Consider the following 13,889-nt stretch of genomic DNA (forward strand, 5'->3'; position numbering starts at 1 on the left):
ATAAGTAGATATTGAAACTCAAATAATGCCATTGCTTCAGGACTTGTTGCAATAAAGGGTTCTAAATTAAAAATTACAAAATAACCATTTATGCCTGCAATTAGGAATATTAAACCTAAAGAAATCCTAGAGAAAGCAAGGAAGTATTTGATCATTTTTAACACGACCTTTAAGTATAGTTGAAAGGATTATAACATTTAAGAAAGTGGAAGTATATGGATTTGCCGTTATGCATTTCGGACTTAATGTTCAGTAGAAGAAAAAAGGACGATAGCCATAAAATTGGTTATCGTCCTTTGGCGTTGATCCAAGAAAGATTGAGGCACCTTTTGTTGAATTCCATATCGAACGGGTTTTGAAAATTAAACGTAAGCGAACACAATTAAAGAGGATTTTATAATATTAAGGAAGAATATGTATGTAGAGTAGATAAAGTGATAAATGAGGTGAGTTTATGGGACATTTTCTAGGTGTTCTTACGTTTCTAATTCTATGCATTATTAGCATCATTGGACTGACGCACCATTTTAAGTTTAATAGAAAATATGTATGTAAAAGGTGCTCACATAAAATTAATGCCTCACAAATTGTGTGTCAACACTGTGGTACTTTTCTAGAGAAAAAATCGTATGAAGGGAATGCAGTTAAATATATGGGTCGGCATTTTGATGGCAGATATAAAGAAGGGATAAAAAAGTTAGATAGACAGAATAAATGATAGGGCTATCTAAAGGGTTAGAATTCTTTGCTGCTATTTAAGCAGCATTTTAATTGTGCTCTAACGGGGAGTTGAAGGAGGATTATTTTTTTGGGGGGATGGTGAAAGTATGAAAAATTATATATTGAAAGTATTATTTATATTATGGGGGTTTACTTTATTTATCGAGCTATTCTGGTTTAGTTTGTTGACTCATAGACCTCATTCCACTTCAGAAGTTATATTTGCAGTCACTGTGATTGCTGTAACCAGTATATTTGGTTCGGTTGGAATGTATTTATTTAAAAGTTCGAGGAAATAAAATCTTATTCAAGTAATGGATGCCTTGATCCAGGAAGGACACTTGTTGAGCTAAAGCGGCAGAATAGTGAAGGAAGGAATATTCACTAGAATAAGTCGTTAAAATTTTTGGGGTAATCTATATTGAAACGGCTTTTTGATGCAAATAAAAGGGGAGAGGTTTTTGAAAAACTTAATTCTGTATTGGAGGATATTTGTCGTAGTTACGTTAACGGTCCTTTTCTTGATGAAGGTTATAAGTCAATTCATCTTCCTATCATTTCTTTCAGGAATTATTATCTTTGTTGGGATTCCTTGGTTATATACTAAGGTAACGAAAAAATAGTATTTGGATTGTGAAGGATTTCACTTAAACTCCCTCAGTTTGATTCAATTATCTCACGAATGCTCGCTATAGGGTACTTATGTTTAACAACACACATATATAAAAAAAGCCCAGAATTTTTCTGAGCTTTTTGCATGCTAATTTGTCTGTTAAAGTTCCTGCTAATTCAAGTGCGACTTTCAGTGCGAAAAGCACTGTTAATTCAAATTTTATACTTCAAAACCGAACCTGTTAAGCCTTAGCCGGCTGTTATCTACGTTATTTTACAGTAACGATTTTTTCCTGATGCTCATGAAGGTCTTTTCCTTTTTCAACATGCACATTGACCGTCCAGTCGCCGGCGGAAGGGAAGGCATGCTTTAACTCATATGTGCCTTCAGCCATTTCCGCCGCAGAGAGGAATTCATGCTTTTCCACGCCATCCTTCCACACTTCAAACCTGACCGTTGCGCCTGTAAGTGGCTTGTCATCATGCTTGATGGCTGCTGTTAAAAGCGTTTCCTGGCCGGCAGCAGCCGAAGTCACCGGAAAGTCAATCGCAACTGAGCCATGCCCATGCCCATGATCGTGCCCTTCCGCAGACTCATGCCCGTCACCGGATTCGTGGTCACCGTGCCCATCTGCGCTTTCCTCCGAAGGATTGCCGACGACAAACTCCTTCTTCGGCATAACATGCATATCCCGGGCGGTCACATGGCTGATCACCACATATTGGCCAGCCTCGGCAAACGTCTTCTTAATTGAATAAATGCCATCGCCAGCATGTTTTGCTTCAATCATCTCGTGTTCCTTGTCGCCATTTTTAAAAACCTCGAACTTAACCTCGTTCGCATCCTCAACATTTTTTCCATCCTGAGTGACATGCGCCTTGATTTCAGTCTCCACATTCGGGTCGATTTTATCTGGAAGCAGGATCGTAACCTCGACCATCTTCGGTAGATCATCGCCCGTACTCTTATTATTATCCTTCGCATCGGAACACGCCGCCAATGCAAACGCCAATAAACCAATAAGTAAAAACAATAACTTCTTCATATGCTGTCCCCTTGTCAAAAGTAGTTAAGTGCAGGCACCCTGGCTTTGTCCAGTACACGCACTATTTTACACTATAACCATAGGACTTTGGTGGCTCAACAGGCTGAAATCGCAACAAAAGTATGGCGAAATTATGACAAGTGGCTTCTCCAATCCGTTCTAAGGATTTTTTTGGGAAAATTGGACATCGCAATTCGAGTCTCAACCTTTAAACCAAATTATGCCTTACGGCGTAGACAGCAAGCAGGAAGTAGTTATCAAATTCTAGCTTCTCTAAAATAGCTTACTTATACCGTTTATATGATACTTTAGTATAGAGAAATTACCAATTGAATGGGGAGAAACGGATGGAACGAGTCGATGTGGTGTATGGTTTGATTGTCAATGAAAAAGGGAAAGTACTCATGGTGAGAAATAATGGAGCAGGCTGGACCCTTCCTGGCGGTGCCGTGGAAAAGGGGGAAACCTTAACTGAAGCACTTATCCGGGAAGTAATGGAAGAAACAGGCCTCGAAGCCGAAGCAGGGAGGCTTCTGGCTGTTAATGAGGCATTCCGGCCGGACAGGGGCAACCATGTTCTGTTTTTTACGTTTGAAGTGAAAGCCACTGGCGGGGAGATCACAATTTTTGACCCGAACGAAATCACCGAAATCAGATGGATGGATTATCAAACAGCCGACTCGCTCATGCCGTATCACAAAGGCGGTGTGGCGGAGTTGTTGAGGGCTCCGGCGGGGTATACGTTTCAAGGATAAACTGCATTAATTTTGTTAAAAAGACTGCCTAGCTGTGCCGGCAGTCTTCTTATAAGTTCTAGGGGAAAAAGAAGTCAACCCAAATCGGCAAGTTGAAGTTCTCTTCGGAAAGCTCGATGAACTGTCCCATGATTCCAAGATGGGAAACCCCATATTTTTCATCTATTACTGGCGTATAAATCGATAAAATCAGAAGGTTGGTTTTTTCTATTTTGTCCGGATGGGAGTCCACCATGTACTCATTCGAATAGGTGATATAGTCGTTTTTAGTTGGATTAAAGAAAGCCAATATCCCAGCTGCCAAAAGGATAACGGCAGCAAAAGCGATTTTTTTGGCCAAAATGTTCATCTCCTTATTGGAATAGGGTATATAGATACAAGAGCCACAGCAAATAAAATGGAAAGGAATTTAATTACATTTTTCCTGAATAATTTGGAAGTTGATTTACACAAATACCAAAATAAACCACTATACTTAAATAATATGTTTTACAAGTCATGATTGCAATGGCTAATCTCATATATACATATTTTTGTAAAATTTTGAAATAAAGTACTTTAAGTATGAGACTCGCCTGCAGGATTGAAAAAAAATAATCTATTTTTTTACCGATACTAGGTAGTAAACAAGCGTAGCGGCTAGCAAATAGTGGATTAAGAACATGAGGGATGTTAATGTCCCGGTTTTTGAAAATTTCCAATGGAAATCTCGTTAACAATAGGTAAATAGTTCCTTGTCTAAAAATAACAAGCCTTTCTTTTTTTAAAATCGAAGATGCTATTGTATACTTTCATTAACACTATGTTTACGCAAAAATTACTTTTTCGAGGGAGAATATAATGGTATCAACATACAATCTAGGTAACCAGATATGGGAATACGTCTTTGAGAACCGCGAGGAGTTTAAGGGAATGCTGTTGTCCGAAGCCGTTGGGGTCGCCTCTAAGATTAATGATATCCTTAGGCAAGGCAACATTGACCTATTGAAAAATGCGGAGAGGCTTGTGAATTACGTTGTTGAAGAAAAAGAAGCCGAATTAATCCAATTTGCCGAGCAAGAGGGTATGATCTGGGCGGAGCATTCGCTGACCCTTTCCTTCAAGCTTGAATGGATTCAGGCAATCCGCCGGACTTTATGGCAATTCATTGCCCGATTTGACGAAAACAGCGAGAGCTTCCTGAAAAAAGATGACTTCTTTGTTCTCGAAAAGAAAATCAATGACAAAATCGACCAATTCCTTAACAATTTTTTTCTAAGTTATTCAACATTCAAAGATGAACTTTTGAATGCTCAGCGCAAATTGGTGGAGCATCTTTCTGTTCCAATCATTCCTGTTAGCCCGACAGTTTCCGTATTGCCGCTGATTGGCTTGATTGATGCCTATCGGATGCGGACCATTGAGGAAAAAGTCCTTACCGAAATCGGAAACCAAAAAGTACAATCCCTTGTAATCGACCTATCCGGTATCGCCACAATGGAATTGGACGTAATTGACCATTTCCTAAGGGTTTTGAAAGGCGTTGAAATGATGGGATGTAGAGCGATTATTACAGGTATGCGCCCGGATCTAGTCAAGGAAATGGTCCACTCCGGCGTCAACTTCTCCGATAAGGTCGAAACGAAAGGAACACTGCAGGAAACACTTAAAAAATATTTATAAACGCATTATTCCTTTTTTAAAAATGGCCGCCTCCATGTGCATCTGGGGCGGCTTTTCATTGAGTATGTATTGAATCACTGAAGATAATCCTGATTCTTTTTTTCCTCCCCATCAAGCTCCTCAAAAAGGTTTAATCCTTTTTTTCCTTCAGAAGGGGGCTGGGCAGGCTGTACTCCCGGAAAATACATATCCATCAATTTCTTAAATTCGCCCACGGTCAAAGGCTTCGCATCATCCTTCAACTCGTATCCAAGCTCCCCATTAACCTCAAGGGAAGCATTCTTAATATCGTTTAAGTTCGAAACCCCATGTATCCTCAGGCGCATCTCAAGCTGGTCAACGGTAATCCGCAATTTACGCATCGTTTTTGTATCAAGCTCGCCGTTTTTAATGATCAACTTTGCTTTTCCGGTGATGAATTTTTCCATAGCGTTCGATTTTACCTGCATATATTCAATGATGACGACTGACAAGATAAAAAAAGTCGAAACCATAATGGTTTTAATCAAACTATTTTGAACAACCGGCTGTACGATGATCATACCGATTGAAAGCATCACCACCGTCTGGGCCAAGGTCAGCTGTGATATGGATTTCCGACCCGCAATTTTCAAAAGGATTATCCCCACAACAATCAAAACGGCCGACTGCCAAATAAAATCCACACCATCACCTAATTTCCAATAGAAGTATCCTATTTAAATTTTGCAGTTTGGGCGATTCTATTCTTTGTGTGGTGAACAACATCTTTTCTGGTTTTGCGGTGAATCCTTGCCGGCTTTATTCTGACACAGAAATCGGTTGTTGGGGTTTTGCTGCCAGAATCAGGGGGGTTAATTCTGACTCCGAAAGCGGTTAATGGCGTTTTGCTGTCAGAATCAGGGGTTAATTCTGACACCGAAAGCGGTTAATGGCGTTTTGCTGTCAGAATCGGGTCTTTATTCTGCACCAAACTCGGTTTTAGGCCCGCTGGTTTCAGAATCAGGTTTTATTTTCAAGAGATGTTTCCAAAGAAGCGAGATGTTTGGACAGCAAAGTGAATTTTCAAGGGATGTGTGTCCAGAGATGCCTGATGTTTGGACAGCAAAGTAAATTTTCAAGGGATGTCTGTCCAGAGATGCCTGATGTTTGGACAGCGAAGTGAATATTCAAGGGTTGTTTGTCCAAAGCTGCTCGATGTTTGGACAGCAAAGTGAATTTTCGAGGGATGTGTGTCCAAAGATGTCCGATGCCCGGATAGTTATTCGCTCATCCAGATTTGTATGTCTTCATTTTCAAAAATTGCCTAAACCAAATCACTCGTCTTGATTTATGTGACATCCTTTCCGAAATTTGGCCAAACACTGTCACTCAACCGTGCTTCACAAAAATCCAGACTAAAAAAAGGTTCCCCGAAAAAGAAAAACGCCTCCGAAACCGGGGCGTCATTCCTATTTGTAGAACACTTTGTCGATGTTGTATTTCGCCTTCATGGTGTTGATGGCATATGTCTCGTAAATTTCTCGGTCCATAGGCTCGTCGACCACCAGTATGGCTATTTTGTGGATCTCATCGCGGTGGTTTTTCAGAGGTGAGACCGTGTCCTCGAAGTGCCTTTTCACACGCGGGCGGAGCTTACGCGCTTTCCCGACAAACAGTAGGTCATCATCCGCGTTAAAAAACAAGATGATGCCGCCTTTGTCCCTTGGAATCCGGTTATAATCTGTAAAGCCATATTTGCTACTGATAGGTGCCTCCACCGGTTCGCCCAGTTGTTTTTTTCTTGTCAGGACGACATCAGGTGCAGGCAGTTCAATTTTTATCATCGTATCACTTCCTTATCTTCAATTACTTTACCACAAGCAATGGACAGAAACCAAGAGCGCCAAGATTTTTTTAAAAAGCAAGAAAGGATTCAGCCCAATAAAATGGAATAAAATCATATAGAATCTTTTTTTTACAGGCATATATCCCATTTTAAAAAAGGAGGCAATTACATGCAACTAATCGACAAAGCACTTCGCTTCGCAGCCGAAGCGCATGAAGGGCAATACCGAAAGGGAACGAAAACGCCATACATAACCCACCCAGTGGCGGTCGGGATGCTGCTTTTAAAGCATGGGTACAGCGAAGAGCTAGTCGCGGCTGGAATTTTGCACGATACGGTCGAGGATACGGATGCCACCTTACAGGATATCGAAAAAAGATTTGGCCGAAAGGTGGCAGAGGTGGTAGCCGGATGCTCGGAACCCGACAAAACGCTCAGTTGGGAGGAGCGGAAGGAGCATACGATTGAATTTTTAAAAACAACCAGCAACGAAATTCGTGCAGTCGCTTGTGCCGACAAACTCCACAATATTGCATCCATGTTGGACGACGTCGCTCAGGGAGGGGATGAAGTTTGGAGCAGGTTCAATCGGGGCCGCGACAAACAAGAATGGTACTACCGAAGCCTCCTTGACAGCCTCGGCAGCCAAGGAACATTTCCGCTACTTGAAGAACTAAAAACCGCCGTCCAAACCGCTTTCGGAAAAATCTGAGGGAGGCAAAAATCTCTGGTCTAATCCGTTTCCTATTACTATTTTGTTAAACTTTAAGAATCCACGAAAGCAAACACCAAAGAAAGGCCCGTTCTCCACAAGGCGGGCCTCTACTCATTCACAATCTACTTAACTACTAATCGGCATGAATTCAGATTTAAGCAGTCCCATCATAATCGTATCATGGTATTCATGGTTGTAATAATGGCTTTGCCTCTTGATGCCTTCCTTCTTAAATCCAAGCTTTTCATATGCCCGAATGGCACGGTGGTTATAGGAGTAAACTTCCAAATCAACCCTGTGCAGGTTGTAGACGCCGAATCCATAATCGAGCAGAAGGCGCATCGCTTCCGTTCCATAGCCTTTGGAAAGGTAGTTTTCATTCGAAATCTGGATGCGGATATTGGCAGAGCGGTTTAACAGGTCGATGCAATTCAGTTCGACATCGCCAATCAGTTCATCTGTCTGGGGGTCAGCAATCACAAGAAATATCCGGCTGTCATCCTTGCTAATTTTCGTAAAATATTCATCCATAAACTCCCTGGAGTAAACCTTTTTCAACCCGGTCAGCTTTCGGGTTTCGAAAATGTACAGCCCCTTATAAAAGAAATCCAGGTCACCAGAATTGTATGGCCTGAGATAAACCCTCTCTGACTCTAAAAAACGTTCCTGTTTGGACATAATAAAATCTCCCATTTTTTTCTTTAAGTATACTCTTAAAGGCAGTTTTAGAAAATGCCAGTTGGTAAAGATTCAGAACGATAGGGACTACTTTTATAAAAAGCCACATAACTTCAAGCCTGCAACGATATTCCGTGGGTTATTTTTTGGAAAAATCCGCCCACCCACTCGTGATTTCCCACCAAACCCGAAAAGATGTTAAAATGGGCAGTAGGCTTTGCATACATATAAAACATCAGTGATTGAAAAGTGGAGGCATTATGAAAAAAAAGACGATTGTATTCACAGGTGGGGGGACTGCCGGTCATGTGACCCCGAACCTTGCCTTAATCAATGAACTTGATAAAAACAAATGGAATATCCAATACATTGGCTCCAAAAAAGGGATTGAACGGGAACTAGCGGAAAAAGCGGGCATCCCTTACCATGGCATCAGCAGTGGCAAGCTCCGCAGGTATTTTGACATGGAGAATGCGAAGGACATTATCAGGGTGCTCCGCGGCTGCTTTGAAGCAAGGCGGATTTTGAAAAAATTGAAGCCCCGGCTTGTTTTTTCAAAAGGGGGCTTTGTCAGCGTCCCGGTGGTCATTGCAGCAAGAACGCTGAAAATCCCGATTTTCATTCATGAGAGCGACTTGACGCCTGGGCTCGCCAATAAAATATCCCAGCGGTTTGCAACGAAAATTTTCACTTCATTCGATGAAACCGTCAAATATCTCCCGGCCAGTAAAACAGCCGCAATTGGCTCCCCGATTAGAAGGGAAATCCTTGAAGGATCCGCCGAAAAAGGCCGGAAGTATCTCGGATTTGATTCAAGAAAACCGGTGATTACGATAATGGGCGGAAGCCTCGGCGCAAAGCGGATTAACGAGGCGGTCAGAAGCGTCCTGCCGCAGCTCCTGGAAAACTTTCAGCTTGCCCATATTTGCGGGAAAGGCAATTTGGATGAAAGCCTTGCGTCTGTGAAGGGGTACAGGCAATTCGAATACATCCATGGTGAGTTGCCCGACATCCTTGCCGCGACGGATATGGTCATTACCCGCGGCGGCTCAAACTCCATTTTCGAATTCCTCGCGCTCGAGATTCCAATGGTGATCATCCCTCTGACGCTTCAGCAAAGCAGGGGAGACCAGATCCAGAATGCGCACTCGTTTGAGGAAAAGGGCTATTCCCTCACGCTAAATGAGGAAAATCTGACGGATGAAACACTTCTCGCCGCAATGGAGGAGTTGAAGAATAAAAGCGCCGATGTGAAAAAGAAAATGAAAGCTGCCTACAAGCAAAACGCGCTTGATATACTTCTTGAGGAGATTTCCAAGGTAAAGTAATTAGCGGTATTAAGACCATTTCAAGAGGAAAATCCCAGTAAACTCGAAAAGGTCCGTAATAAAAAACACAAACAAAACCCCCTCCAGCAATGAGAGGGGGTTTATCCTTATAACCAACTATTACTTTTCTACATGGAAAATTAATGACGCAACTAATTGGCCATCCTTAGGGAGAACGACCAGGCTCATTGCGGAAGCCCTGTCATCACCATTCCATGTCGCTTCGATCATATTATCGTCCCAATTTGTATCCTCGCGATCTGCCGCTTCATCCCAATCTTCCTCAATGTAGCCCTTAATTTCATCGAAGAATGCCTTCCCATCGGCATTGTCCTCAAACTCAATGAGGAAAAGAACGGCCACTGACTCCAATTTTCCATTTTTGAAATTGTAAACTTCAATTACCGGGTAATCGTAATAGGAGATTTCATCAAAAACGAGATAATCCGCTGTTTCCTCGGCCAGGTTGCCGAAGTCTAGGTTGGCTTGTTTCACTTGTTCCTTAGTCATGCCAACGTACATATCATCATTTAAGTAAACCTTCAATGTTTCTTTTGGAAGAACCTTTATGCTTTTATGTTCTGTTGCCAGATATTTTTTCCAAACAAATGATTCGTCAATGGAAATGGCGAAATTCAAGCTGGTGCCAAAAATTCCAGCAGTTGTAATTCCGATCAACTCACCTTTTGTATTGAATAATCCACCGCCAGAGCTTCCAAATGAGATGGATGCCGACGTTTGAATGAGACTGACTCCGTCTTCACTACGGAAACTGCTGATCAGCCCTTGTGAGACAGTATTCTGCAATCCAATTGGGCTTCCGATGGCAACGACTGTGTCGCCTTTTTTACTGCTGTTCACTGTTCCCATAGTAACTGGCTTAATCGATACCGGTGTGGCAAGCTTGACGATTGCAAGATCCTTTTTTGTATCTTTTACAACAACGCCTTCTATATCAATTTCCTGGCCGTTAATGAAGAGTGCTGTCATATTCGGGTTATGGCTTACGACATGTTCATTTGTTAAAATCAGGCTCTTGCTAATGAGGACGCCGCTGCCTTGTCCCGCAATTCCATTAAGTAAAACAACTTTATCATCGTTTAGGGAGACAATTTCCGGAACGGTAAGTGTTTTGTCTTTTGGAGTGGTGGTTCCAGTCGGATTGCTGATGCACTTAACCGCATCCAGTTTTGCTTTGCTCGGTGTTTCATACTTTACTTTTGCATCACGGTTTACGTAATAGCCACCGCCAACGCTCAGCATGCCAGGCTTGAAGGCGTAAATCCTATAAAACTCGCCTTTTTTAAGAGTTTTCGAAGCTGTCTTTTGTTCGCCGCTGACCTTGTAAAGCGTTGTATTCTGCAAAACTGTCAATCTGCCAATCTGGCCGGGCTTCAACTCTACCCCATTCCAGAAAATTTTCGACTGGCCTTTAAATTGCGCGCAAAAGGATGCATCTGCGGCTGCTGCCTGTCCGGTGTTGAAAAAGAATGTCGAACTAAGTAAAAATAATAATGCCAATAAAACTTTCCTCATGATTGACCCCCTATAAACGAATAACTAAATATTACCATATTTAGGAGGTGGCTGTCCTTCTAGTTTTAGAATATTTGAAATTTTATTTGTTGGGAAAATCTTCGTCGTTCAACAATCTCATCAAGGCATTTTCCCGGCCACAAGCCATGTCCGTACGCCAATCCGCTTACAAACGGTAAAGTAATGAAGCAACGCCTGAAGTACCGCTCCAGCGTTCATTCCAAGAATGACTCCGTCCATATTCAAACCTGGCATGGACCCGAAAACGAATACTGCGGCAAACGTAATCGAATTTGCCCAAATGCTATGCAGGAATGCATCTTTGATCAGTCCAGCGCCGATTAAATACGCCTGGAGTGGGATGATGAAAAAATGAAACAGGAAGCATGGCCAAAGCATTTTTAAATAATAGGCCGCGGAAGGGGAGGAAAAGAACAGCGCCGCCAATTGTCCGGAAAACATGTACATGACAAAAATAGAAACGGTCCCGTACAGCATGGTCAGCCACATCGACTGGCGCAAAAGGGCATGAAGCTTAGCCGAATCGGAACGCGCGAACGCATCGGAAACATTCGGAATCAGCGCAACCATAAGCGAATGGGCAATGAACGCCGGGAAAAAACCGATCGACATTGCCACCCCCATGAGCATCCCAAAATGTTCAGTAGCCGCGAGTGAAGTAAACCCGGACCGGACAAGCGTTAGCTGAATGAGGAAAGGCTGGACCGCATTGACGAACGACTGAAAAATCCGGAGGCCTACGGTTGGGACCGATACCGCCATCAGTTTTTGCCGGGCCTGTTTGGAAGAGAGGATCTCGTGCGATTGCGTTTTTAAAACCCGTAATTGAATCAAGAAAAAACTGAATAGATAGAGAAAAACAATCAGCTCGCTGCCAATCAAGGCTCCGAGTGCAATGAGAAGCGAGGTTTCAAGGCTCGAATCAAACAATTGAAAAATGGCCACGAGCAATCCAAGCTGGGCAAACTTCCGCAAGAAATTCGAAATGGCGATTTTGCTCATCTGCTGGATTCCCATGAAGTATCCGCGGGCAATCGACGAAAAAGCCGCGATGGGCACAAGGGCAAACAAAAGCCAGTGGATATGCGCCGGAAACCTCCTGAACGCGGACGGAATCGCAGCAGCCACGCCTACCACGATGATAAAAAAGATGGTTGATAAAAGCCCAATCCGCAACGCATGTTTTAAGAGACTCAAATGGGTTTCCCGTTTATGTTCGGCTATGTATTTCGAAATCGAAATCGGCAATTCCAGGCTTGCCAGGATAAAAATAAGGAAAACGACTGGCATGGCGGACATATACAGTCCCATGCCTTCCTCCTTTAGCTCCTTCGCCAGCTGCATATTCACCAAAAACTCTACGCATTCACTCAAAAAGGCGGCAATGATCAGGATTGCCGTCCCCCGCAAAAATGTACTCACGACACCCACCCCCGATATAAAACGATATGAGACGAGCCGGACTTTTATGAGGCAAGGCTAATTGTTGGGAAAAGTGGGGAGAATAACAGCATCAATATGGAAGGAGGAATCCTATTGGAGGCTGCATTGAAAATTGGCGACAAGGCACCCGGCTTTTCGCTGGAAGCAACAACGTACGAGAAACTGTCCCTATCCGACTTTTTTGGAAAAAAGAATGTTCTGGTCGCATTTTACGGTATGGATTTTACTCCTGGCTGAATTAAGGAAATCACCTCTTGGAAAGAGGATTACAAACGATTCGAAGAGCTGAACGCGGAAATCTTGGCGATCAGTGTGGACCACATCCATTCGCACCGCGTATTCGCCGCAAGCATGGGAACACTCCCGTATCCACTGCTTTCAGACTGGACAAAACAGACCGCAAAGGATTACGGCGTCTACAACGACAAAGGGCTTGTTGCGAAACGGTCCGTCTTTATCGTGGATACAGAAGGGAAGATAGCCTACCTGAACACATCGTTCAAGGCCGACAAGAAAGACGATTACGAAGCCGTTTTTGAGGCTTTTGGTAAAATAAAGACCCATTAAGTTACATAACCGTACCTGTGTGTCCATCGGTACGGTTTTTTGTGCACCCACATAAACTAACCGGAGAACGGCTTTTTACCTATAAGCCTAATCTGGATAGCAGGGGTGCAGCCATGGCAAATGAAAAAGATATGATGAGCGGAAGGGAGTCGCAGCTCCCATTCTGTGCGCAAACGAACGATGTGGCTCCATTATTTGTAGCCGAGGCATATGACAACCGCGAAAAGAAGATGAAACAAATCCGCCTCGCCGATTACCGCGGCCGATGGGTCGTGCTCTTCTTTTATCCCAGCAATTTCACCTTTGTCTGACCGACAGAATTGGCGGCGGTCGCTGCCATTCATGATCAACTTAAAGCCATTAACACGGATGTGCTGGCAATCAGCACGGACAGCGTATACTCACATAAGGTTTTCACAGAAACGTCCCCCTCCGCGATGAAGGTACAATATCCATTGCTTGGAGACCGGACTCATACAATCTGCCGTGCATACCGGGCGTTGGACGAATATTCGGGCGCTTCCTTCAGAGTAACTGTCATCATCGACCCCGAAGGAAAAATCTGCGCCAAATTCGTCTACCCTCCCGAAGTCGGCCGCAACGTCTACGAAATCCTCCGCGTCATCCAAGGAATCCAATACGGCCGCATGACAGGGGAAAGCGTCCCCGCAAACTGGGTGCCAGGCAACCCGGGAATCAAACGCGATACGAAGAATATTGGGAAGTATTGATTGTGCAGCATCCAATGGTTTCATGTTGTTTGGACAGCAAAGTGAATTTTTCAAGGGGGTGTGTCCAAAGAAGCCCGGTCTCTGGACAATAAAGACAATTTTCAAGGGTTATGTGTCCAAAGAAGTCTGGACTCTGGACAGCAAAGTGAATTTTCAAGGGTTGTCTGTCCAAAGAATCCTGGTCTCTGGACAGCGTAGTGAATTTTCAAGGGTTGCGTGTCCAAAGAAGCCGGGTCTCTGGACAGCGAATTGAATTTTCAAGGGGTTT

Annotated in this window: 13 protein-coding genes; 6 read left to right on the forward strand and 7 right to left on the reverse strand. The window is 43.3% G+C overall.

The features are described 5' to 3' along the window. Positions 1 to 1,601: 1,601 nt before the first annotated feature. Entirely contained in the window at positions 1,602 to 2,378 is a 777-nt protein-coding gene (locus tag V1499_RS10820) for a FixH family protein (protein ID WP_409276082.1), read from the reverse strand. Between the two features lie 347 nt (positions 2,379 to 2,725). Between V1499_RS10820 and V1499_RS10825 the strand changes: the two genes are divergently transcribed. Continuing rightward, positions 2,726 to 3,133 carry an NUDIX hydrolase gene (locus V1499_RS10825; protein ID WP_409276083.1) on the forward strand — a complete coding sequence of 136 codons (408 nt, stop codon included), beginning with the start codon at positions 2,726 to 2,728 and terminating at the stop codon, positions 3,131 to 3,133. A 58-nt stretch (positions 3,134 to 3,191) separates the two neighbouring features. On the opposite strand, the gene V1499_RS10830 is transcribed toward V1499_RS10825, so the two are convergent. Then, positions 3,192 to 3,473, reverse strand: a complete 282-nt coding sequence (locus tag V1499_RS10830; protein WP_409276084.1) for a hypothetical protein — start codon at positions 3,471 to 3,473, stop codon at positions 3,192 to 3,194. Between the two features lie 500 nt (positions 3,474 to 3,973). On the opposite strand from V1499_RS10830, the gene V1499_RS10835 reads away from it, so the two are divergent. Continuing rightward, on the forward strand, positions 3,974 to 4,795 hold the full coding sequence (locus V1499_RS10835) for an STAS domain-containing protein (RefSeq protein WP_409276085.1): 822 nt from the start codon (positions 3,974 to 3,976) through the stop codon (positions 4,793 to 4,795). Positions 4,796 to 4,869: 74 nt separating this feature from the next. Here V1499_RS10835 and V1499_RS10840 read toward each other — a convergent pair whose 3' ends face one another. Together V1499_RS10840 and V1499_RS10845 are read right to left on the reverse strand one after the other, a co-directional pair. Then, positions 4,870 to 5,460, reverse strand: a complete 591-nt coding sequence (locus V1499_RS10840) for a DUF421 domain-containing protein (protein WP_409276086.1) — start codon at positions 5,458 to 5,460, stop codon at positions 4,870 to 4,872. Between the two features lie 765 nt (positions 5,461 to 6,225). Continuing rightward, positions 6,226 to 6,600 carry a nucleotide excision repair endonuclease gene (locus tag V1499_RS10845; protein WP_316568783.1) on the reverse strand — a complete coding sequence of 125 codons (375 nt, stop codon included), beginning with the start codon at positions 6,598 to 6,600 and terminating at the stop codon, positions 6,226 to 6,228. 171 nt (positions 6,601 to 6,771) lie between these two features. On the opposite strand from V1499_RS10845, the gene V1499_RS10850 reads away from it, so the two are divergent. Further along, positions 6,772 to 7,314, forward strand: a complete 543-nt coding sequence (locus tag V1499_RS10850) for an HD domain-containing protein (RefSeq protein WP_409276087.1) — start codon at positions 6,772 to 6,774, stop codon at positions 7,312 to 7,314. Positions 7,315 to 7,443: 129 nt separating this feature from the next. Here V1499_RS10850 and V1499_RS10855 read toward each other — a convergent pair whose 3' ends face one another. Beyond that, a complete protein-coding gene (locus V1499_RS10855) occupies positions 7,444 to 7,995 on the reverse strand; it encodes a GNAT family N-acetyltransferase (protein ID WP_409276088.1) in 552 nt (183 codons plus the stop codon). Between the two features lie 260 nt (positions 7,996 to 8,255). Here V1499_RS10855 and V1499_RS10860 point away from each other — a divergent pair, with 260 nt between their 5' ends. Beyond that, positions 8,256 to 9,323, forward strand: a complete 1,068-nt coding sequence (locus tag V1499_RS10860) for an undecaprenyldiphospho-muramoylpentapeptide beta-N-acetylglucosaminyltransferase (protein ID WP_409276089.1) — start codon at positions 8,256 to 8,258, stop codon at positions 9,321 to 9,323. Positions 9,324 to 9,443: 120 nt separating this feature from the next. On the opposite strand, the gene V1499_RS10865 is transcribed toward V1499_RS10860, so the two are convergent. Continuing rightward, positions 9,444 to 10,859 (reverse strand): S1C family serine protease, encoded by a 1,416-nt coding sequence (locus tag V1499_RS10865; RefSeq protein ID WP_409276090.1) that lies wholly within the window; start codon positions 10,857 to 10,859, stop codon positions 9,444 to 9,446. Positions 10,860 to 10,979: 120 nt separating this feature from the next. Continuing rightward, positions 10,980 to 12,302, reverse strand: a complete 1,323-nt coding sequence (locus V1499_RS10870) for an oligosaccharide flippase family protein (RefSeq protein WP_409276091.1) — start codon at positions 12,300 to 12,302, stop codon at positions 10,980 to 10,982. Positions 12,303 to 12,398: 96 nt separating this feature from the next. Between V1499_RS10870 and V1499_RS10875 the strand changes: the two genes are divergently transcribed. Together V1499_RS10875 and V1499_RS10880 are read left to right on the forward strand one after the other, a co-directional pair. After that, complete coding sequence (locus V1499_RS10875) at positions 12,399 to 12,890, forward strand: redoxin domain-containing protein (protein ID WP_409276092.1); 492 nt, start codon at positions 12,399 to 12,401, stop codon at positions 12,888 to 12,890. A gap of 113 nt (positions 12,891 to 13,003) precedes the next feature. Further along, positions 13,004 to 13,621 carry a peroxiredoxin gene (locus V1499_RS10880; protein WP_409276093.1) on the forward strand — a complete coding sequence of 206 codons (618 nt, stop codon included), beginning with the start codon at positions 13,004 to 13,006 and terminating at the stop codon, positions 13,619 to 13,621. The last annotated feature ends 268 nt before the right edge of the window (positions 13,622 to 13,889 follow it).

Source organism: Neobacillus oceani (assembly GCF_046237595.1).
Lineage (GTDB): Bacteria > Bacillota > Bacilli > Bacillales > Cytobacillaceae > Bacillus_D > Bacillus_D oceani.